Annotated in this window: 21 protein-coding genes, 1 tRNA gene and 1 riboswitch; of the genes, 12 read left to right on the forward strand and 10 right to left on the reverse strand. The window is 62.1% G+C overall.

What is annotated here, in order from left to right:
- Nucleotides 1–123: 123 nt before the first annotated feature.
- The 5 genes from BCY88_RS21120 to ugpC all read left to right on the forward strand — a co-directional run bounded on the left by BCY88_RS21120 (nt 124) and on the right by ugpC (nt 5,658).
- Nucleotides 124–1,362 (forward strand): ABC transporter substrate-binding protein, encoded by a 1,239-nt coding sequence (locus tag BCY88_RS21120; RefSeq protein ID WP_120346130.1) that lies wholly within the window; start codon nt 124–126, stop codon nt 1,360–1,362.
- Between the two features lie 22 nt (nt 1,363–1,384).
- Nucleotides 1,385–2,254 (forward strand): carbohydrate ABC transporter permease, encoded by an 870-nt coding sequence (locus BCY88_RS21125; protein ID WP_120346131.1) that lies wholly within the window; start codon nt 1,385–1,387, stop codon nt 2,252–2,254.
- Nucleotides 2,251–3,105 (forward strand): carbohydrate ABC transporter permease, encoded by an 855-nt coding sequence (locus BCY88_RS21130; RefSeq protein ID WP_120346382.1) that lies wholly within the window; start codon nt 2,251–2,253, stop codon nt 3,103–3,105. The genes BCY88_RS21125 and BCY88_RS21130 overlap by 4 nt, the downstream gene beginning before the upstream one ends.
- Nucleotides 3,106–3,217: 112 nt before the next feature.
- Nucleotides 3,218–4,423, forward strand: coding sequence for a porin (locus BCY88_RS21135; protein WP_120346132.1), 1,206 nt, complete (start codon nt 3,218–3,220; stop codon nt 4,421–4,423).
- A 140-nt stretch (nt 4,424–4,563) separates the two neighbouring features.
- The gene (gene ugpC, locus BCY88_RS21140) at nt 4,564–5,658 is read left to right on the forward strand and encodes a sn-glycerol-3-phosphate ABC transporter ATP-binding protein UgpC (protein WP_120346133.1); all 1,095 of its coding nucleotides are present in this window, start codon (nt 4,564–4,566) and stop codon (nt 5,656–5,658) included.
- Nucleotides 5,659–5,665: 7 nt separating this feature from the next.
- Here ugpC and BCY88_RS21145 read toward each other — a convergent pair whose 3' ends face one another.
- Nucleotides 5,666–6,694 carry a LacI family DNA-binding transcriptional regulator gene (locus tag BCY88_RS21145; protein WP_120346134.1) on the reverse strand — a complete coding sequence of 343 codons (1,029 nt, stop codon included), beginning with the start codon at nt 6,692–6,694 and terminating at the stop codon, nt 5,666–5,668.
- A 191-nt stretch (nt 6,695–6,885) separates the two neighbouring features.
- Between BCY88_RS21145 and BCY88_RS21150 the strand changes: the two genes are divergently transcribed.
- Both BCY88_RS21150 and BCY88_RS21155 read left to right on the forward strand, forming a co-directional pair.
- On the forward strand, nt 6,886–7,716 hold the full coding sequence (locus BCY88_RS21150; RefSeq protein ID WP_310796130.1) for a phosphatidylinositol-specific phospholipase C: 831 nt from the start codon (nt 6,886–6,888) through the stop codon (nt 7,714–7,716).
- Nucleotides 7,717–7,881: 165 nt separating this feature from the next.
- Complete coding sequence (locus BCY88_RS21155; RefSeq protein ID WP_120346136.1) at nt 7,882–8,676, forward strand: inositol monophosphatase family protein; 795 nt, start codon at nt 7,882–7,884, stop codon at nt 8,674–8,676.
- A gap of 171 nt (nt 8,677–8,847) precedes the next feature.
- Here BCY88_RS21155 and BCY88_RS21160 read toward each other — a convergent pair.
- The 9 genes from BCY88_RS21160 to ydfG form a co-directional block, all read right to left on the reverse strand.
- A tRNA-Lys gene (locus BCY88_RS21160) sits at nt 8,848–8,923 on the reverse strand.
- A gap of 208 nt (nt 8,924–9,131) precedes the next feature.
- Nucleotides 9,132–9,881 (reverse strand): tol-pal system protein YbgF, encoded by a 750-nt coding sequence (gene ybgF, locus BCY88_RS21165; protein WP_120346137.1) that lies wholly within the window; start codon nt 9,879–9,881, stop codon nt 9,132–9,134.
- Between the two features lie 19 nt (nt 9,882–9,900).
- Nucleotides 9,901–10,410 carry a peptidoglycan-associated lipoprotein Pal gene (pal, locus tag BCY88_RS21170; protein WP_120346138.1) on the reverse strand — a complete coding sequence of 170 codons (510 nt, stop codon included), beginning with the start codon at nt 10,408–10,410 and terminating at the stop codon, nt 9,901–9,903.
- Nucleotides 10,411–10,442: 32 nt separating this feature from the next.
- Entirely contained in the window at nt 10,443–11,735 is a 1,293-nt protein-coding gene (gene tolB, locus BCY88_RS21175) for a Tol-Pal system beta propeller repeat protein TolB (protein ID WP_120346139.1), read from the reverse strand.
- 139 nt (nt 11,736–11,874) lie between these two features.
- The gene (gene tolA / locus BCY88_RS21180; protein ID WP_120346140.1) at nt 11,875–12,885 is read right to left on the reverse strand and encodes a cell envelope integrity protein TolA; all 1,011 of its coding nucleotides are present in this window, start codon (nt 12,883–12,885) and stop codon (nt 11,875–11,877) included.
- Nucleotides 12,882–13,325: a protein TolR gene (gene tolR / locus BCY88_RS21185; RefSeq protein ID WP_028198809.1), complete on the reverse strand. Its 444-nt coding sequence runs from the start codon at nt 13,323–13,325 to the stop codon at nt 12,882–12,884. Before tolR ends, tolA begins: the two co-directional genes overlap by 4 nt.
- A gap of 10 nt (nt 13,326–13,335) precedes the next feature.
- The gene (gene tolQ / locus BCY88_RS21190; protein WP_012431821.1) at nt 13,336–14,013 is read right to left on the reverse strand and encodes a protein TolQ; all 678 of its coding nucleotides are present in this window, start codon (nt 14,011–14,013) and stop codon (nt 13,336–13,338) included.
- A gap of 155 nt (nt 14,014–14,168) precedes the next feature.
- A complete protein-coding gene (ybgC, locus tag BCY88_RS21195) occupies nt 14,169–14,648 on the reverse strand; it encodes a tol-pal system-associated acyl-CoA thioesterase (protein ID WP_120346141.1) in 480 nt (159 codons plus the stop codon).
- Between the two features lie 70 nt (nt 14,649–14,718).
- A complete protein-coding gene (ydfG, locus tag BCY88_RS21200) occupies nt 14,719–15,465 on the reverse strand; it encodes a bifunctional NADP-dependent 3-hydroxy acid dehydrogenase/3-hydroxypropionate dehydrogenase YdfG (protein WP_120346142.1) in 747 nt (248 codons plus the stop codon).
- Nucleotides 15,466–15,703: 238 nt separating this feature from the next.
- Nucleotides 15,704–15,812: riboswitch (ZMP/ZTP riboswitch) on the forward strand.
- 166 nt (nt 15,813–15,978) lie between these two features.
- Between ydfG and glyA the strand changes: the two genes are divergently transcribed.
- The 5 genes from glyA to BCY88_RS21230 all read left to right on the forward strand — a co-directional run bounded on the left by glyA (nt 15,979) and on the right by BCY88_RS21230 (nt 19,742).
- Nucleotides 15,979–17,226 (forward strand): serine hydroxymethyltransferase, encoded by a 1,248-nt coding sequence (gene glyA, locus BCY88_RS21210; RefSeq protein ID WP_120346143.1) that lies wholly within the window; start codon nt 15,979–15,981, stop codon nt 17,224–17,226.
- 6 nt (nt 17,227–17,232) lie between these two features.
- The gene (gene nrdR, locus BCY88_RS21215) at nt 17,233–17,715 is read left to right on the forward strand and encodes a transcriptional regulator NrdR (RefSeq protein ID WP_027799387.1); all 483 of its coding nucleotides are present in this window, start codon (nt 17,233–17,235) and stop codon (nt 17,713–17,715) included.
- Between the two features lie 205 nt (nt 17,716–17,920).
- Complete coding sequence (locus tag BCY88_RS21220) at nt 17,921–18,481, forward strand: GspH/FimT family pseudopilin (RefSeq protein WP_404935712.1); 561 nt, start codon at nt 17,921–17,923, stop codon at nt 18,479–18,481.
- A complete protein-coding gene (locus tag BCY88_RS21225) occupies nt 18,478–18,936 on the forward strand; it encodes a type IV pilus modification PilV family protein (protein ID WP_120346145.1) in 459 nt (152 codons plus the stop codon). Before BCY88_RS21220 ends, BCY88_RS21225 begins: the two co-directional genes overlap by 4 nt.
- Nucleotides 18,933–19,742 carry a PilW family protein gene (locus tag BCY88_RS21230; RefSeq protein WP_120346146.1) on the forward strand — a complete coding sequence of 270 codons (810 nt, stop codon included), beginning with the start codon at nt 18,933–18,935 and terminating at the stop codon, nt 19,740–19,742. The genes BCY88_RS21225 and BCY88_RS21230 overlap by 4 nt, the downstream gene beginning before the upstream one ends.
- Nucleotides 19,743–19,865: the final 123 nt, after the last annotated feature.

The raw sequence follows: 19,865 nt of genomic DNA on the forward strand, positions 1-19,865 counted from the left end.
CACAAATCTTTAACGATCTGCAGCGAGAATGGCGGTCATGCCCTGAGTGGCATTCTTTTTCGGGCCGCGTTGCACACGTGTGCAACGCGCCGTGACGATTCCGCAAATTCAATGAGATATCGCATGAAACTGTTCAGTAGCCTGCGCGCCGTGTCCGTCGCGGTCGCTCTATCCGTCGTGACGTTGAGCGTCAGCGCGGCCGATCTCGTGATCGCGGGCCGCGACGACATTTATGGCCGAGGCCTGGCGGAGGCCGTTGCCGGCTTCACGAAGCTGCATCCCGGCGCTGACATCGAGTTGCTGAAGCTGCCGAATGCGAACCTCTATCAGAAGCTGAAGTTGTCGATGCGTGAAGGAACCGGCGCATACGACCTCGTCATGATGGACGACACCTGGTCGCCCGAATTCATCGCGAACGGGTGGCTGAAGCCGCTTCCGGCTACGCTCGCCGATACGGACATGGTCGCCTCGACCGTCGCGCTCGGCCGTGCGCCGTCGGGCGGGCTGTACGCATTGCCGGTGGTCGGCAACGTTGAAATGTTCGCCTATCGCCGCGACCTGCTGGCGAAATACAAGCTGCAACCGCCGCGCAACTGGGACGACGTGCTGAAGATCGCACAGGCCGCCGGCGGTGCGGATGCGAACGTGTCCGGCGTGGTGTTTCGCGGTACCAAGGGCAACCCGATCGTGACGGGTTTCATGCCGATTCTGTGGGCCTATGGCGGTGACGTGATCGACCAGGATGGCAAGGTGACGATCGACTCCCCGCAAGCACTGGCGGCGTTGAAGATGTTCATTGCGCTGAAAGCCTATGCGCCGAAGGACGTGGCGGTTTACGGCGCGGCCGAAGTGCGCGACGCCCTGCAAAAGGGTGCGGCGGCGCAGGCACTCGAGGTATGGCCGGCATGGATTCCGGCGCTCGACGATCCGAAGCAGTCTCGCGTGGTCGGCGAGGTCGCGCTGCAGGCGCCGCCTGGACAAGTGAAAGGACCTTCGCCGATGCTAGGCATCTGGCAGATGGCGATTCCGAAGGACGCGCCGCATGCAACGCTGGCGCAGGCATTCCTCGCCTACCTGACTGCGCGCGACACGCAGACGCGCCTTGCCGCGATGGGTATTCCGCCGACCCGCAAGAGCGTGTTCGAAGACCCGGCACTCGTGCAGCAATTCCGCTGGTATCCGGATCAGCTCAAGGCGCTCGAGGCAGGCCGTGCCCGCCCGCGTGTGAAGGATTGGCAGCAGATCGAGAGCATTCTGGGCGACGCTTTGCAACTCGTCCTGACGGGTCAACTCGCGCCCGACGCCGCACTGCATCAGGCCGCGCAAAAGATTACGCCGGCGATGGCCGCGATCGCCAAATAACGGCGCGACGTTGAACACTTCCATGAGCGCCGTGCGTCGTTTTCTGCCATTGGTCTTGCTGGTCGGGCCGTCTGCGCTGGTACTCGGCGTACTCGCGCTGTACCCGGTCCTGCGCGTCCTGGTCGATTCGTTTTTCAACGTCGACTATGCGTCGGGGCAGCGCGCATTTGCCGGGCTGGGAAATTATCGCTCGGTGCTCGCGGACAGTGAGTTTGCAGCCAGTTTCTTCAATACGCTGCAATTCACGGTCGTGGCTTCGGTTAGCGAAGTGGTGCTGGGCGGCGCGTTGGCGCTGCTGTTTTCCCGGGCATTTCGCGGTCGCCGTTTTGTCATGCCGTTCCTTATTCTGCCGATGATGCTGTCGACGCTGGTGTGCTCGGCAATCTGGCGCAACTGGCTGAATTACAGCGGGTTCCTCAACGCCTTGCTCGCGGTGTTCGGTTTGCCGGGCGTGCAATGGCTGTCCGATCCGAACCTGGCGATCTGGTCGCTCATTCTTGTGGACGTCTGGCAATGGACACCTATGGCATTCCTGATCATTCTCGCCGGTTTGCAGTCCATTGCTCCCGAGCTGTATGAAGCGGCCCGCACCGACGGTGCGAGTGAATGGCAATGTCTGCGCCACATCACGCTGCCGCTGATCGTGCCGCAGATCGTGCTGGCAATGCTGTTGCGTTCAGTCGACACCTTCAAGCTGTTCGACAAGGTCTATGCGCTCACGGGCGGCGGGCCTGGGAATGCGACCCAGACGCTGTCGACCTATGTCTATGACACGGGTTTCCGCTTCTTCAATGTCGGGCCGGCCAGCGCCGCTTCGGTGTTGATGCTGCTGGTGGCGGCCGTGCTGGTCTCGGCGAACGTATGGTTGTCGATCCGCAAGGCGGGCGCATGATGAATTCCGCTGCCTCATCCCCGGTTTTTCGCCAGACGGGCCAGCATGCGGTGCTCTGGTTGCTGCGGGCCACCGCGCTGATCCTGTTGCTGCTGCCCTGCATCTGGATGCTTGGCGCCGCATTCACGCCGACCCTCGAGCGACTCGATCATCCGCTCGCGCTGTGGCCGCAGGTGCCGACCCTGCAGCACTTCGAATCGGTATGGGCAAGCGGCATCGGGCGGCAGTTGCTGAATTCGCTGCTCGTCAGTTGCGGCACCACGCTGCTCTCGCTTGCGCTCGCGTTTCCGGCTGCCTATGCACTCGTGCGCCTGCGCTTTCCGGCGCGCCTCGACCTGCTGTTTCTGATGCTGGTGCTGGCCGTCAAGCTGATGCCGCCGATTACGGTGGCGGTGCCGCTGTTCACGCTCGCTAAGACCCTGCATCTGCTCGATTCCGAGTTCGGACTGATGCTCGCCTATCAGGTGTACACGCTGCCGCTGTCGATCTGGATGCTGCTTTCGTTCGTGCGGGAAATTCCCATCGACTATGAAGAGGCCGCCTGTCTCGATGGCGCCGGGCTCGCCCAGCGGCTCGTGCATATCGTGCTGCCGCTGTGTGCGCCCGGGCTGGTCGCTACCGCGATCTTCGTGATGATCACCGCCTGGAATGAATTTCTGCTTGCCCTGCTGTTTCTCTCCACGCCGAGCCGCTTCACGCTGCCGCTCGCTGTGGCGGGCTATGTCACGGAGAACGGCATCGATTGGGGCGATCTGATGAGTGTCGGAATGATCGCGTCCTTGCCGACGCTGGCAGTCGCGGGATACGTACAGCGTTATTTGTTGCGCGGTTTTTCCGGCGGGTTGAAGTAAATCGAAGAAAGCAGGCGTCACGCGCTGCTCGATGGCGCCTGCGTCAGGTGACATTGTCAATGTGCCGGGCGCCTGGGCGCCCGTCTACCTACCACACTGGAGATCCATTCAAATGAAGAAGCACTTGGCGGTCGCGATGGCGGCTGCAGGCCTTGCAGCGACCACGACGGCCCAGGCTCAGAGCAGCGTCACGCTCTACGGGGTCATCGATAACGGCATTGTTTACCAGAACAGCAGTACGTCGCGGGGCTCGACGACGGGTGGTCACTCCGCCGTCACGATGTCGAACGGCGCATGGGCCGGCAGCCGGTTCGGCCTGAAGGGCGGTGAAGATCTCGGCGGTGGTACGAAGGCGATCTTCCAGCTCGAAGCCGGTGTGAACAGTGCGAACGGTATGTCGCAGTTCACGGGTGGGATGTTCACGCGCCAGGGGTGGGTGGGCTTGACGAATCCGGCCTACGGTACGTTCACGGCAGGTCGCCAGTACACGTCGTACTACTCACTGCTTTCGCCGTATAGCCCGACGACTTATCTGACGGGTTTCTTCGGCGCGCATCCAGGCGACATCGATTCGCTCGACACGACGATCCGCGCGAACAATTCGCTGGTCTATACGTCGCCGAAGCTCTACGGCTTTACGGTGAGCGGTTCGTATGCGCTTGGCGGCGTGGCGGGCAGCACCAATGCCGGTTCGACCTGGAGCGCGGCGATTCAGTATCTGAATGGTCCGTTCGGTATCGCAGCGGGTTTCCAGCGCGTCAACAATTCGACGCCCGGCGGTGGCGCATGGGGTGCTGCGTCGACGACGAACTCGGGCGGCCAGCCTGGCGTCTCGGCGATCAACAACGGCTACCAGACCGCGCAGGGACAGCAGCGCGTCGCGGTGACGGCGGGCTACAAGTTCTCGACGGCGTGGGACGTGTCGGTGTCCTACTCGAATGTTCAGTACATTCCGGGCGTGGGCTCGTCGTTCCGCAACACGGCGACCTTCAACACCGCAGGCGCGGCATTGCACTGGAAGCCGACAGTGAGCTGGGATTTCGCGGGTGGCTATAGCTATACGCGTGCAACGCAGTCGAACGGCATCACGAGCGCGGCGCAATATCATCAGATCTCGCTCACGCAGTACTACAGCCTGTCGGCGCGTACGGGTCTGTATCTGGGCGAGGCGTATCAGCACTCGAGCGGCAAGACGATCGGCTCGAACGGCGTAAGCATCATCAACGCCACGGCGTCGATCGGTGACGGCTTCAATGGCTCGCCTTCGTCGTCCGGCAGCCAGTTCGCGGCGGGCGTCGGCATTCTGCACCGGTTCTGAGCGCAGTCGCCGCTGCAATGCGGCACCCGGTTCCGCAGTCACATGGGCTGCCTCTCATCGCTTGCGAGGCTGAGAGGCAGCCGTCTGCTGCGGCATTGCTCCGTGGCTTGAGGCGACGGTATTACGACAGGAAATACACGGTGGCTACACTCACACTCCGTGCGGTCTGCAAGACGCGGCACGCCCGGCAGCAGGTTTTGCGCGACATCGATCTCGAGGTGGCGGACGGCGAATTTGTCGTGCTGGTCGGTCCTTCGGGCTGCGGAAAATCGACCCTGTTACGGATGACGGCCGGGCTCGAAAGCATCACGTCCGGTGACATCAGGATCGGCTCGCGTATCATCAACGAGGTTGAGCCGCAAGAGCGCAATGTCGCGATGGTATTTCAAAGTTACGCGCTCTATCCCCACATGACGGTTGCGCAGAACATCGCATTCGGTCTGCGGATGCGCGGCATGACGCCGGAGAAGGTTCGCGAGCGCGTCGCGGCAACTGCACAGATGCTTTCGCTCGACGCCTTGCTTGAGCGCAAGCCGCACGCGTTGTCGGGCGGACAACGGCAACGGGTCGCCATGGGGCGCGCGATCGTGCGCGAACCTGCGCTCTTTCTGTTCGACGAACCCTTGTCCAATCTCGATGCCAAATTGCGTAGTCAGATGCGCGCGGAAATGCGCAACCTGCACACGCGTCTCGGCACAACGACGCTCTATGTCACGCACGATCAGGTCGAAGCGATGACGCTGGCACAGCGAATCGTCGTGCTGAATCAAGGACGCATCGAACAGATCGGCACTCCGGAACAAATCTACGAACGTCCCCAGAGCACCTTTGTCGCCAGCTTCATGGGCTCGCCTGCGATGAATCTGCTGCACGGCCGCCTGTCTGATGACCGTCGGCACTTCGACGTCAACGATGGACCGCGGATCGCCATTGCCGGCGCGAGCGATTCCGGTGCCGCCGTCGTGGCTGGTCGCGAGTGCGTGCTTGGCGTTCGCCCCGAGCATGTGATGGTGGCGGTCAGCGGCGAAGGAGCCGATCAGCAGATCCGACTGCCCGTCGATGCGTGCGAGATGCTGGGGGCGGACAATCTCGCCTTCGGCAGCCTGGGCAAGCAGAGTCTGGTGGTGCGTCTGCCGTATCACCGGCGACCCGCGCCGGGCGAACTGCTCAGCGTAACCTTGCCGGCCCGGCAGCTTCATTTTTTCGATGCGGCGAGCGGTCAGCGCATCGCTTGAATGGCGTTCAGGCGCAGCTTTTTCGCACCACGCCCGCGATCGGCACCACACGGGTGCGAGAGGTGCCGGAGAACGCGTTCATACGGTCGATCAGCATGTCGGTCGCGGCATTCGCGAGGGCGTGCGTGTCCTGCTGGATGGTGGTGAGTTGGTAGTTTTCATAGCTGGCGGCAGGAATATCATCGAAGCCCACCACTCGAAGCTCGTCCGGCACACGCATCGCGAAGTGTTGCCGCGCGGCATCGATAAAACCCAGTGCGAGCAGATCGGACGAGCAGAACACGCCGTCGGGACGCACTTCCTGATTCAGCAGCGCATGCGCTGCCGCCATGCCGCATTCGTAGGTATCGGCCGCCGTAACGTGCATCCCGGCCGGAAGGGCAAGCTGTGGGTTTTTCTTTGCAATGCGCTGGACGGCGCGAACAAAACCGGTGCCGCGCGATTTTCCGTTGTAACTGGTCTTCGTCGGGCCAACGAAGGCGAGCCGCGTAGCACCGGCATCGATCAGCATTTGCGCGGCCAGCGCGGCGCCTGCTGCGTTATCGCTCACCGCGACGTCCGCACCCGGCAGATTCGATGCGCGGTTGATCATGACGACCGGAATCTCGCCCTCGAGGTACTGGCGGGCGAGGTCAAGCGGGGGCGATGCGGAGGTCATGATGATGCCGGCGATCCGATAGCTCAGCAGCATATCGAGCGATTGCTTGGTTTGCACCGGATCTTCCGCGTTCATCACGAGCGGCGTGAGCTGGTGGCGCCCGAGCGCGGCGATGATCTGCGACAGCAGCTTCGCGCGAAACGGGTTTTCGAAGCCCGCGGTGACGACACCGACCATGCTGCTGCGCTGCATGATCATTTCGCGCGCGATCAGGTTGACCTGGTAGCCGAGGGTGCGGGCAGCCTCCATCACGCGCTCCCGCGTCTCGGGCGCGATGCTGGCGGTAGGCGAGAAGGCGCGCGATACGGCAGAACGCGAGACACCGGCGCGGCGCGCGACATCGGCGGCGGTAATCCAAAGCGTTTGTTTCTTCGGCATGTATTAACGAGTGAGGGGATGCAAAACTTGCTTCGCGCAGCTTGCCCGGTCAAGAGGGCAAGAAGATGACCGTTAAACAATATACAGCGGAAGAGAGCGATTTCCAGACCGCTTAACCCATTACACCTATGCACATTGATACCGCCGGGCCGGCACCGGCTTGCTGGATGTCGGACCTTTCCGACGATTCTGTGTTGAACCAGTTAACTTTGCCGGGCAGCCACGACAGCTGCGCCTACACCGTGGAAGATCCGCTCGCGAAGACGCAGGGCGCGAGTCTCGCGAAACAACTGACATGCGGCGTGCGGGTGCTCGATATTCGCTGCCGGCATGAGCGCGATGTATTTCACATCAATCACGCGCGCATTCCGCTTGGCCTGATGTTCGACGATGTCATCGCCGCGTGCGCGGCGTTTCTGGCGCGGTATCCCGGCGAATGTGTCGTGATGTCGGTCAAGGACGAATGTGGCAGCCAGGACTGCGCACGCAGTTTCGCGCAGACGTTCGAGTCGTACACCGAGCGCTATCCGGACGTACGCTGGTATCTGGGCGACACGATTCCGCGCCTGGGTGAAGTGCGCGGCTCGATCGTGTTGTTGCGAAGGTTTGCAAGCGAGTCTGCGTTGGGAATCGATCTGTCGATGTGGCCTGACAATGCCACGTTCGAGCTCGACCGGCCTGGCGCGGCCTTTTCCATTCAGGACGAATTTCGAGTGCCGGTCGAGGCGTCGATTGACTACAAATATCGTGCGATCGAAGCCCTGCTTGTTCGCAGCGGGTCGCGTGCGACGCAGCGCTGGGTCGTCAATTTCTGCAGCGGTACCGGAATGGGCGCTAATCCGCGCAAGGTGGCCTGCGGGAGCGGCCGGCGCCGCGGTATCAACGACATGCTGACCGAACGCCTCGTGACTCACGACGGACCGTGCGGGACCATGATGATCGACTTCTGCGAGCACGCGGACTGGGCGCTGGTTCGTGCGCTGGTGGCACGCAATGCTAGCGGACGGTCGACTGCGACCTGACTCGACTGTGGTGTGTCGGGCGTCACAAGCGCAAGCGCGAGATATCAATGGAGGGATTTCTGAGCGATCGGGATGGCTCCAGATGTCACGCTGTTTCTCCAAAGGTTCCAGTCAACTTTGCTGCCGGACGGTCGTCATGCCGCTCCGTCAAAAGGATTCAGGCTCATGCATCCCATGCTCAATATCGCTGTCAGCGCCGCCCGCCGCGCGGCGCTGATCATCACCCGCGCGTCATTCGATCTCGAACTGCTGCAGATCAGCAAGAAGCAGCACAACGATTTCGTTACAGAAGTCGATAAGGCATCCGAAGCGGCAATCATCGATACACTGAAGACCGCCTATCCCGATCACGCGATCCTCGCGGAAGAATCGGGGCAGTCGGACAACGTGTCCGAGTACCAGTGGATCATTGATCCACTCGACGGCACCACGAATTTCATCCACGGCTTTCCGTACTACTGCGTGTCGATCGCGCTCGCGCACAAGGGTACGGTCACGCAGGCCGTGGTCTACGACCCGACCCGCAACGACCTGTTCACGGCCACGCGCGGCAGCGGTGCATTCCTGAACGACCGCCGCATTCGCGTGGCGGAGCGTGACCGTCTCGCAGACGGCCTGATCGGCACCGGTTTCCCGTTCCGCGATATGGCGGACCTCGACGCCTACACGCGCCTGTTCGCCGAAATGACCGGCGCTTGTGCCGGTCTGCGCCGTCCGGGCGCAGGCGCGCTCGATCTCGCGAACGTCGCGGCCGGTCGTCTCGACGGGTTCTTCGAACAGGGGTCGAGCGCGTGGGATATGGCGGCGGGCAGCCTGCTGGTCAGGGAAGCGGGCGGCCTGGTTGGCGACTATGCCGGTGGTTCCGATTTTCTGCGCTTGGGAGAGGTCGTCGCGGGAAACCCGAAGCTGTATGCGCAGATGGTGCCGATGCTCACGGAATACAGCCGCATGAAACGGTGATGGTCGTGAGGCCTGCAGAGGGGAATTAGGGGCGTGTTTTTTTGCCGCTCTGTTCACGTGGTTTTCACGCGATTGCGCGCGCAATTGCAGCTCGTCGAGTTTGTGTAGCTGAATTCGCGCGCCAAAGAAAAAGGGCTTGCGACGCTGACGCGTGCAAGCCCTTGAATCTTTTGGTAGGCCGTACGGGATTCGAACCTGTGACCAACGGATTAAAAGTCCGCTGCTCTACCAGCTGAGCTAACGACCCAAAAGAGAAGCGAGATTATAGCGATAGCCGCCGCAGGCTGTCAACCCATGGTGGTTAGTTGAGGTATCTGTACTTCAGATAGTGAAAAGCCCGAGGTATTGCTACCCCGGGCTTTCCGGCGAGAGGCGCGCGTGGCCGTTAATTTTGAGGCCGCGTTCGAGACTGCGCAGCCACTGCGCGTTACATCAACTGCACAAACCTTGTGCGACTACTTGATCTGCGACAGCTTGCTCTGAGCTGACTGCGCGACGTCCGAGCCGCTGTACTGCGCGACGATCTGCTCCAGCGTCTTCTTGGCCGCAGCCTTCTGACCTTGCTCGAGCTGATTGTTCGCAATCGCGAGCAGCGCTTCCGGCGCACGCGGATGTTGCGGGTAGTTCTTCACCACACCTTGCCAGGTCGCCGTCGAGCCCTTGTAGTCACGCAGCGCATAAAGTGCGTTGCCGAGCCAGTACTGCGCGGTCGGCTGGTAGGGGCTATTCGGATACTTGGAGATGAAGCTGCGGAACGATGCCGCCGCGTTCTTGAAGTCGCCATTGCGGAACTGCTGTGAAGCCGCATTGAACGAATCGGTTTCACCCGGCTGCACCTCGCCCTGGACGCCGTCCACTGTCTGTTGCTGCGGTTCGAATTTCTTCAGCCGCGTGTCCAGATCGGTGTAGTAGTCCTTCTGCTGTTTTTGCAGTATGGAGAGCTGGTTGCCCATATCCTCGTTCTGCCCACGCAACGTCGCGACCTGCTGATTCAGCTGATCGAGACGGTTGGTCTGATCGATGATCGTGCGCTGTGCAGCCGACAGTTGGCTCGACAGGCTATCGGTCTTCGAACGCAGATCGAGAATAGCCTGGCGGGCCTGATCGTCGTCGAAGATGCCCGCATGCGCGGGCACAGCCGCGAAGGCCGTGCCCGCGACGCAGGCCGCTGCGGCAAACCGCAGCCAGGAGAAACGATGCGTCATTCGGCTCATCACCCGTTACTTACTGTTGGTACACGAGGTCGGCGCGGCGGTTTTGTGCCCACGACGATTCGTCATGACCGGTTGCTTGCGGCTTTTCCTTGCCGAGGCTCACGGCTTCCATTTGCGAGTCCGTCACGCCCATCAGCGCCAGCGAACGACGCACAGCTTCAGCACGCTTCTGGCCGAGTGCCAGGTTGTACTCGCTGGTGCCGCGTTCGTCGGTGTTGCCCTGGATCAGGACGTGACGTTGCGGATGGCTCTTCAGGTATTGCGCGTGTTGTTGCAGCAGCGATTGATAGTCGTCCTTGACCGAGTAGCTGTCGAAGTCGAAGTAGATGCTGCGCTTGGCGAGCGGGCTGTTCGGATCGTTCAGCGGATCGACGTTGACCTGAGCGACATCGGTCGGATTCGGTTGCGTCGAAACTGCACCACCCTTGTTAGCGTTTTCGTCGAGCTTGACGCCCGAGTGACATGCGGCCAGCGCACCGACCATCAATACGGCAAATGCGAAACGAAGTTTGGACATCATTTTGTTACTCTCCTTGTGTTATTGCATCAACGTTACTGCATAAACGGGCCCCAGGATGGCTCGCGTACGCTGCCACCCTGAACGGACAGGACCTGCCGAGTGCGACCGTCGGTCGATACTGCGGCCAACACGCCACGGCCGTTCACCTGTGTGGCGTAAAGAATGTACTGACCGTTCGCCGCGAAGCTCGGCGATTCGTCATGTGTGGTGTCCGTCAGGCCCGTGGCCGTATTGCCTTGCAGGTCCTGGAGATACAGCTTGAACCCGCCGCCGACGCGCGAGATATAGGCGAGTTGCTTGCCGTCCGGGCTCACGCGCGGGCTGGTGTTGTAGCTGCCCGTGAAAGTCACGCGTTGCGCGGCGCCGGCGTTCTCGCCCTGAGCCGACATCTTGTAGATCTGAGGCTGACCGCCGCGGTCACTGGTGAAATAGATCGACTGGCCGTCAGGAGAGAAGCACGGTTCAGTGTCGATCGAACTGCCTTGCGTCAGGCGCCGCAGGCCGCTGCCGTCCGCATTGACGGCGAAAATCTGCGTGTTGCCGGTGCGCGAAAGCGCGACAGCCAGCGTGCGGCCATCCGGCGACCACGCCGGCGCACTGTTGTTACCCTTCTGGTCGGATACGATCACGCGACGGCCCGTGGGCAGATCGTGGATGTAGACGATGGGCTTTTTCTTTTCGAACGAAACGTAAGCGACCTTGGTGCCGTCAGGCGACCATGCCGGCGAGATGATCGGCTCGGGGCTCGACAACGCGATGTGCGCGTCCTGGCCGTCCGAATCGGAAATCTGCAATTGATAACGGCCGCCGGTCTTGATGACGTACGACAGGCGCGTGGCGAATACGCCGCGGCTGCCCATCAGCTTCGCGTAGATATAGTCCGCGACTTTGTGCGCGCTCATACGCAAGCCACTTTCCGGGCTCACCAGCACGAGGCCGCCAAGGCTTTCGCCCTTGACGGTGTCGTACAGTTTAAAACGCACTTCATACTGGCCGTTCGGCAGGCGGTTTACGCTGCCCGAAACGAACGCGTTAGCGCCCTTGGCTTTCCAGCTGCCGAGATCGACGGAATCGGTTTCCGCGACCGGCGTGCTGCCCGCGTCGATATTCGTGAACTTCCCACTGCGTTGCAGATCCTGACGCACGATCGTGCTGACCTGCTGCGGCGAGTTCGCTTCGTTGGCGAAATTCGCCGTTGCGATCGGAAACTGGGTGGACCCGACGCCCGTCACGAGGACGTTGAGCTGGGCGTTGGCGCCGCCGCCGACGGCGATCAGGCACGACGCTACAAGTGTCCGCAGGCCTAGCTTGGTCATCAAACTCATGCTGAATGGTTTCCCCAAAAACGGTTTTACTAACACTTCATGACAGCAGAGAGACCCGGAAACATCTAATTCGTTCCCGGACACGCCGCGCCAGGCGGGGCGCGGGGTCTGCTGTCAATTGACTGTCAAATTGCTGCTATCAACCTGCCGGGCGCAACGTGATCTTGAAGCTGGTCGGCGTTTTTCCGTCGATATCCTGAGGCATCGGATTGGAACGCTGGACGGCCCGCAGTGCCGCATCGTCCCACGCCGGGTTGCCGCTGCTACGCGCGATCTGCGCGTCCAGCAACGTGCCTGTCGGCGAGCAGCGTACGGAGATGACGGTCTCCAGACCTTCCGTTTCGCCACCCCAGGAGATGTTCGGGCGCACGACACGGCGCACCTTGTCCGCGTAGCCCGGCGATGTCGCCGTACCACCCGAACCACTGCCCGTGCCGCTCTTCGCCAGCCCGTTACCGGTCGAGCCTTCGCCGCCCGCCGAGCCTTGCATCTGGGCCAGCCGCGCACGACGTTCTGCATCCAGTTTCTTCGCTTGCGCCGCAGCATCGGCCTGAGCCTTGGCTTTCGCCGCTTTCTGCGCGTCGGCCTTCTTCTGCGCTTCAGCTTCGGCCTGTTTCTGCTGCTCCTGCTGTTGCTGCTTTTGCTGGTCGGCCAATTGCTGCTGCTTCAGTTTCTCGGCCTGCTGTTGCTGTTGCTGTTGTTGCAACTGTTTCTGCTTGGCCGCCGCCGCTTTTTGCGCGGCGAGCTGCGCAGCCTGATCGGCCGCCAGTTGCTGTTGGCGCTTCGCCTCGGCTTCCTGCTGGGCTTGCAGCTTTTGCAGGCGTTGCTGCTCGGCCAGTTGCGCCTGGCGGGCCGCTTCCTGTTGCTGGCGTTTCTTTTCCTGCAGCGCGATGTCGGCCTGTTCGTCCGGCAGCGGCGGGGCGGGGGCTACCGGCACGGGCGGCGGAGGGGGTTGACGCGGGATCGCCGTGTCGGGGATCTCGGTCCACAGCTCGGCTTCCGCGCCTTCCGGCGTGCTGTTTTGCCACTGAATGCCGTGGTACAGGAAGAATCCGAGCAGCGCATGCATCACCAGTGCGAACGCAAAGGCTCGCCCTGTGCCGCGTTCACGCGGTGGCTGGAGCGGGTATTCGGAATTCTTGCGGATCATTGCGATTTGACGAGCAATCCAACGCGCTTGACGCCCTGAGCCTTCAGATCGGACATCACATTCATCACGACTTCGTACTTCACGGTCTTGTCGGCGGCGATCACGACCGGCTGGTCGGGATGCGACTGCGCGCGGTCGGCGATGAAGCCGTGCAGATCGGCCTTGGTCATGTCTTCCTGCTGCTGCGCGCCGGCATCGTCCTTGTATTTGACGCTCATATTGCCATCCGCGCGGATGTTCACGATCACGGGCGGGGTTTGCTGCTGAGGCGCGGCGCCGCCGACGGTCGGCAGATTGACGATCGACGGGGCGACGAGCGGCGCGGTCACCATGAAGATCACGAGCAGCACGAGCATCACGTCGATGTACGGCACGACGTTGATGTCGGCCATGGCGCGGCGCTGGCGCGAGCCGCGCATGCTTGAGGAAGAGCCTGCCATCGTGGACTCCTTACTGTGCCTGACGTTGCAGGATGTTCGAGAACTCTTCGATGAAGGTCTCGAAGCGGATTGCCAGACGGTCGATGTCGTGCGCGTAGCGGTTGTAGGCGACCACGGCCGGAATTGCGGCGAACAGACCGATTGCGGTGGCGGTCAGCGCTTCGGCAATACCTGGCGCGACGTTCGCGAGCGTAGCCTGTTGCACGTTGGCGAGGCCGCGGAATGCATTCATGATCCCCCACACCGTGCCGAACAGACCGATATACGGGCTGACCGAGCCAACCGACGCGAGAAACGCCAGATTTGCCTCGAGCACGTCCATTTCACGCTGGAACGCGGCGCGCATGGCGCGGCGTGCGCCGTCGAGAATCGCCCCTGAATCGTTCAGGCGCTTTTCCTTGCCTTTCAGGAATTCGCGCATGCCGGACTCGAAAATCCGCTCCAGTGCGCCGATCGTGTGACGGTTGTTCGCGGCGCTCTGATAGAGCGCCTGCAGGTCGCCGCCCGACCAGAAGTCGCGTTCGAAGCGTTCAGTTTGCGCGCGCGCCCGGCGGATCGCAAACCACTTGCGGAAGATGAAAGTCCACGACAACAGCGACAGCAGAAGCAGCAGCGCCATGACGGCCTGCGCCAGAAGGCTCGCATTGAGTACGAGAGAAACGATCGACAGATCTTGTGTAGTGTTCATAAAGGTTCGTTTTAACGTCCCGGAAGGGGGCGTCCGGCTGCAAGGTCACTCGAAGCTTGCCGTGAGCAAAACGGAAGCATCGGCGATATTGCAAGCCGAACCATGCTTTGTGCTGCTAGATCGATATGAGTTCACTGGCCCCGTAACAACGGGGTTCAGTCGTTGTCCGTTGACATACCGCCGCCATTCGCGCCCGGCCCGCGCCGCAAGGCAGCGAGAACCGGTGCGGGAATCGCTGCCGGCCGCAGCGCAATGCGCTCGACGCAACCGATCCGGATGGCGCCGCTCGCAAGCAGCGTATCGTCACGCCACGCTTCCTGCACAAAATCAACGGATGCGCGGCCCAGACGTTCGATCCGGCTCACCACATTGACGACATCGTCGAGCCGGGCCGGCGCCCGATAGTCGATTGCGGTGCTGCGGACGATGAAGATTGCGTCCGCTTCGTCGGCGAGCCGGTTCTGGTCGACGCCGCACGCGCGCAGCCATTCGGTGCGCGCCCGCTCAAAAAATTTCAGGTAATTCGCGTAAAACACGATGCCGCCGGCGTCGGTATCTTCGTAATACACGCGGATTGGCCACGTGAAGCCGATTTCCGTGCCGGGCTGGCTGGTCGACATATTCATGCGGCGCATTTTACCGGAACGCACACCCCCAGGTCTGTTTCAAGATGTGCGCCCCGGCTGGCGGGCCTTAGCGGGAATTTCAGCCGCGCTGGACCGACAAAGCGGAGAACGATTGGGCCACCGGCATCAGCTCGATCGTATTGACGTTCACGTGGGCAGGCCGGGTGGCGATCCAGTAGATCGAGTCGGCGATATCTTCGGGGGTCAACGGTTTTACGTTCTCGTACATTTTGGCCGCTTTTTCGTCGTTTCCGCGGAAACGCACGTTCGAGAACTCGGTGCCGCCGCACAGACCCGGCTCGATGTTGGTTACGCGCAATGCCGTACCGGCCAGATCGGCGCGCAGATTCAGACTGAACTGGTGCACGAACGCCTTGGTGGCGCCATAGACGTTGCCACCCGCATACGGCCAGCTGCCGGCCGCCGAGCCCAGATTGAAAATGTGGCCGCGGTTGCGCTCCACCATGCCGGGCAGGAGGGCATGTGTGATCTGCACGAGGCCCGTGCAGTTGGTCTCGATCATGGTGTTCCATTCGTCGAGATTCGCCTTTTGCGCCGGCTCGATGCCGAGCGCGAGCCCGGCATTGTTGACGAGCACGTCGAGCGCGGCGAAGTCGGCGGGCAGCGAGGCCGGCACAGCCTCGACGGCGGCGCGGTCGCGCACGTCGAGCTCGTACGGCAGCAGGGCGTCGCCAAGTTCGTCGGCGAGCGCCTGCAGGCGGTCCTTACGGCGCGCGGTGGCGACGACACGATGGCCGCCCTTGACAAAAGCGCGAGCGATGGCGGCGCCGAACCCCGCGGACGCTCCGGTGACGAACACGATCATTGCAGTTCCCTGGCTGGTAAAGGAGAAAGGCCCCAAGCCTACTTCCAATGCGGCGCTGCGGCAAGGCTGAACCAGCCGTACAAACGGCGGGGGCAGGGACGCACCGCGGGTGCCGGGTGTGCTTTCACCGGGTATCGGTGCGCCGGTCGCGGCAGTGCCGCAAGCGGCTTCGCGAGCGCCCACGGGGCCGGCAGGAAGCCGGTTGCCTATTCGATCCTCTTCCAATAAACTAACGCGCTCATCCCTGCGTGACTGGCGATAGAACCGGTTCAAGCAATCGGATTCAAGGTGGAACAACCCACCGTGAAGCGCAGGGTGCCGTTTTGCCGTTCGCCTGGGCAGCCGTGATCCGCGCGCATTTATCTGCGCTGACGGTGGCTGTCCTGCCTCGTGTGTGCGGCGAATCTCCATCCGCCACGTCAGGGCTGGCCCAGCCGCCAGCAGCGCTGCGTACCCTCTACGCAAGATTCGGCACACGATCCGGTCAACCTGAACACACTCAACGGAATCCGTATGTTTGACAGAGCCCAAAGCACCATCGCCAACGTCGATCCTGAACTCTGGAGCGTCATCCAGCAGGAAAACCGCCGTCAGGAAGAGCATATCGAGCTGATCGCGTCGGAAAACTACACGAGCCCGGCCGTGATGGCCGCGCAGGGCTCGCAACTCACCAACAAGTACGCCGAAGGGTATCCCGGCAAGCGCTACTACGGCGGTTGCGAGTTCGTGGACATCGCCGAGCAGCTGGCGATCGACCGCGTCAAGCAACTGTTCGGCGCCGAAGCCGCCAACGTGCAGCCGAACTCCGGTTCGCAGGCCAACCAGGGCGTGTTCTTCGCCATGCTCAAGCCGGGCGACACGATCATGGGCATGAGCCTCGCGCACGGCGGTCACCTCACGCATGGTTCGCCGGTCAACATGTCGGGCAAGTGGTTCAACGTGGTGAGCTACGGCCTCAATGAAGCCGAAGACATCGACTACGACGCTGCTGAGAAGCTCGCTCAGGAACATAAGCCGAAGCTGATCGTGGCGGGCGCCTCCGCATTCGCGTTGCGTATCGATTTCGAGCGTCTGTCGAAGATCGCCAAGTCGGTTGGCGCGTATTTCATGGTCGACATGGCGCACTATGCCGGCCTGGTCGCAGCGGGCGTGTACCCGAACCCGGTGCCGCACGCCGATTTCGTCACCACCACTACGCACAAGAGCCTGCGTGGCCCGCGCGGCGGTGTGATCCTGATGAAGGCCGAGTTCGAAAAGCAGATCAACTCGGCAATTTTCCCGGGCATTCAGGGTGGTCCGCTGATGCACGTGATCGCCGGTAAGGCCGTCGCGTTCAAGGAAGCACTGTCGCCGGAATTCAAGACGTATCAGCAGCAAGTCGTCGAGAACGCGCGCGTGCTGGCTGAAACGCTGGTCAAGCGTGGTCTGCGTATCGTTTCGGGCCGCACCGAAAGCCACGTGATGCTGGTCGACCTGCGTGCCAAGAAGATCACCGGCAAGGCAGCGGAGGCCGCGCTCGGCGCCGCGCACATCACGGTCAACAAGAACGCGATCCCGAACGACCCGGAAAAGCCGTTCGTCACGAGCGGCGTGCGTCTCGGCTCGCCGGCCATGACTACGCGTGGCTTCGGCGTCAAGGAAGCGGAGCAGGTGGGCAATCTGATTGCCGACGTGCTGGACAACCCGGAAGACGCTGCCACGATCGAACGTGTGCGTGCGCAAGTCGCCGAGTTGACCAAGCGTTTCCCGGTTTACCGTTAAGCCGCCATGCATTGTCCTTTCTGCCGTCACGCCGATACGCAAGTTGTGGATTCCCGCGTATCCGAAGACGGCGCGACGATTCGCCGGCGCCGCCGCTGCCCGGCCTGCGACAAACGTTTTACGACGTATGAGCGGGTCGAGCTGGCGTTGCCGTCGGTCGTCAAGAAAGATGGCAGCCGCACGGAGTTCGATCGCCGCAAGATCGTCGCAAGCATGCAACTGGCGCTGCGCAAGCGCCCGGTTGCAGCGGACGCGATCGACGCGGCAGTTGCCCGCATCGAGTATCAACTGCTCGGCAGCGGCGAGCGCGAGGTGCGCAGCGAGCGTCTCGGCGAACTCGTGATGAACGAGTTGCGTGCGCTCGATACTATTGCTTATGTTCGTTTCGCTTCTGTCTACCGGCGCTTCGAAGACGTCTCCGAATTCGAGGACGTGATCGAGGAATTTCGCCGCGCCTCTTCTCCACCCAAGCCGTCCCGCAAGCGCTGATTGCTGCCGTGCCTGAGGCTGTGCTTCAGGTTTTGTTGTCCGCTGCGTAGGTTTGCGCATCTGCATCTCCGCTCCCGTTATGGTTCGTCACGCGTGCATTTTTGCGTGGAATAGCGTCTGAGTACCACCTGGCCGTTCGGCCGATTGTCGACCCGTTTGCGAATCGCTAGATTGGCTGCATTCTTTGAAACGATCAGGGATGCAGATGAAATGGAACGCAGTTCGTTGGCGGCCGCGCCGCGGTTTTACGCTTGTCGAGACACTGGCTGTTGTTACGCTGCTGTCGATAGTCGCGGTGATGGCGACGCCATCGTTCGTTGCGTGGCACTTGCGTGACCAGGTCGACGCACGCACGAAAGCACTTGCTGCAACGCTCGCCTATGCGCGAAGCGAGGCCTTGCGCCGCGGTGCTCGCGTCACGGTGTGCCGAATCGACGCAGCGCGCCATTGTCTTGCCGCAGGACAAGCTTGCGGCAGCGGCGTCACCGACTGGTCGTGCGGTTGGGCCGTGTTGGCCGAACGGAGTGGCACGCTCTCGCTGCTGCGCGCGCAGCCATCGCTCGCCGCGGTCAGCATCACCGGGACGCAAACCAATCTCACGTTTACGCCTCCGGCTGGGCAGTTGATTGGCGCCTTTCGCAGCTTTGATATCGCGCCGCGCGTGCCGTCGAAAGCGACACAAGGTGACAAGTGGCGGCGCTGCATCCGCATTGCGGCAGGCGGGCGCGCACGGGTCGTCGAGGGCGCGTGTGGAGCGGCATCGTGAGCCGGTATCCGTCGAACCGACGGGCGCACAGTTATCCGCCAGGCCGCTCAACAAGGCATGAAGGCAGTTCGCTGATCGAAGTGATGCTGGCCGTTGCGCTGATGGCAGTAACGGCGCTCGGCGTGATCGCGGGACAATTGTGGACCGCGCGCGAAGCCCGCGCGATGGCAATGCGCGAGCACGCGGTGTGGATTGCCGATGCCGTGGCCGAAGCAACGCGCGAGCCATCGGCGGCCGATTCGGCGATCCGTCAATGGAGCGCGCGTGCAACGGCCCTATTGCCGCACGGCGAAGCGGCGATACGGGAAAGCAGCGGTGTGTCTGCCGCACGTGTCACGTGGACGGCCCTACGTGATATGCCACGGGCCGACGATGTCATGGACAAGCCCGAGTCATGTGGTGGTGCGGATGTTCCCGCAGGCGCCTCATGCGTTGCACTGGCGTTCGCGAAATGATGCAGCGTATCGATGTCGCGCGTGGTCATACGCTCGTCGAGTTCGTGATCGCAATTGCGCTAGGGCTGGTGGTAACTGCCGGTGTGGTCTCACTCTATGCAACGCAGCGTAACGTGTTCGAGCGCGAAAGTGACGCGATGCGGATTCGCGAAGCTGGCCTGAGCGCGCTTACGCTGGTGGGTCAGCAACTTCAAATGGCCGGCTTCGTGCCTGCGGACGTCGTCAGGTTCAATAGTCCTCCGCCGTTATTCGGCTGTTCGGGAGGACGCCCGACCGGAGCGGACAGCAGCGTTGCTTGTGAGGCATTGCCGAGCCGCTCGGACGGCATCGCGATTCGTTATGTCGGAGACATCGTGTCGACGTGGCCATCGGCAACCGGTCAATCTACCGACTGCCTGGGCCAGGCTGTAACGAACAACGATGCAGCACTCGACGGGCAGGGTGTAATGGTGGTCAACCGCTACTTCGCGAGGCTCAGCGGGTCGACGGGCGAGCCGGAACTTTATTGTGAAGGCAATGGCAAGCCGGGGTCCGCGCAGCCGCTGGTCGAAGGTGTCGAGCGTTTGCGCTTCAAATACTGGCTGCCCGGTGGGCTGACGGCAGTGGACGCGTCGGTGGTGACAGCAAGTCAATGGGCGGAGATCGTTGCCGTCGATCTCTGCGTGCTGGTTCGCGGAGCGTCCCAGGGGCGGCGCGTGCGCTATGTCGATTGCGAAGGTGTGAGCGCTCTGGGCACTGACACGCGCGCGCGGCAGGCTTTCTGGCGGCGGGTGGCGCTACGCAATCACCCGGAGAATCCCCTGTGACAAGAGAACCTCGCAGTCCGACGCACCCAGCGTCATCGAGATATCCGGCACGTCTTGCTCGTGCCAGTCGCAGATCACGCATTCGCATTCGCGGTACGGTCCTGCCGATCGTCCTGATGATTT

Source organism: Paraburkholderia fungorum (genome assembly GCF_003610895.1).
In the GTDB taxonomy this organism is placed as follows: Bacteria; Pseudomonadota; Gammaproteobacteria; order Burkholderiales; family Burkholderiaceae; genus Paraburkholderia; species Paraburkholderia fungorum_B.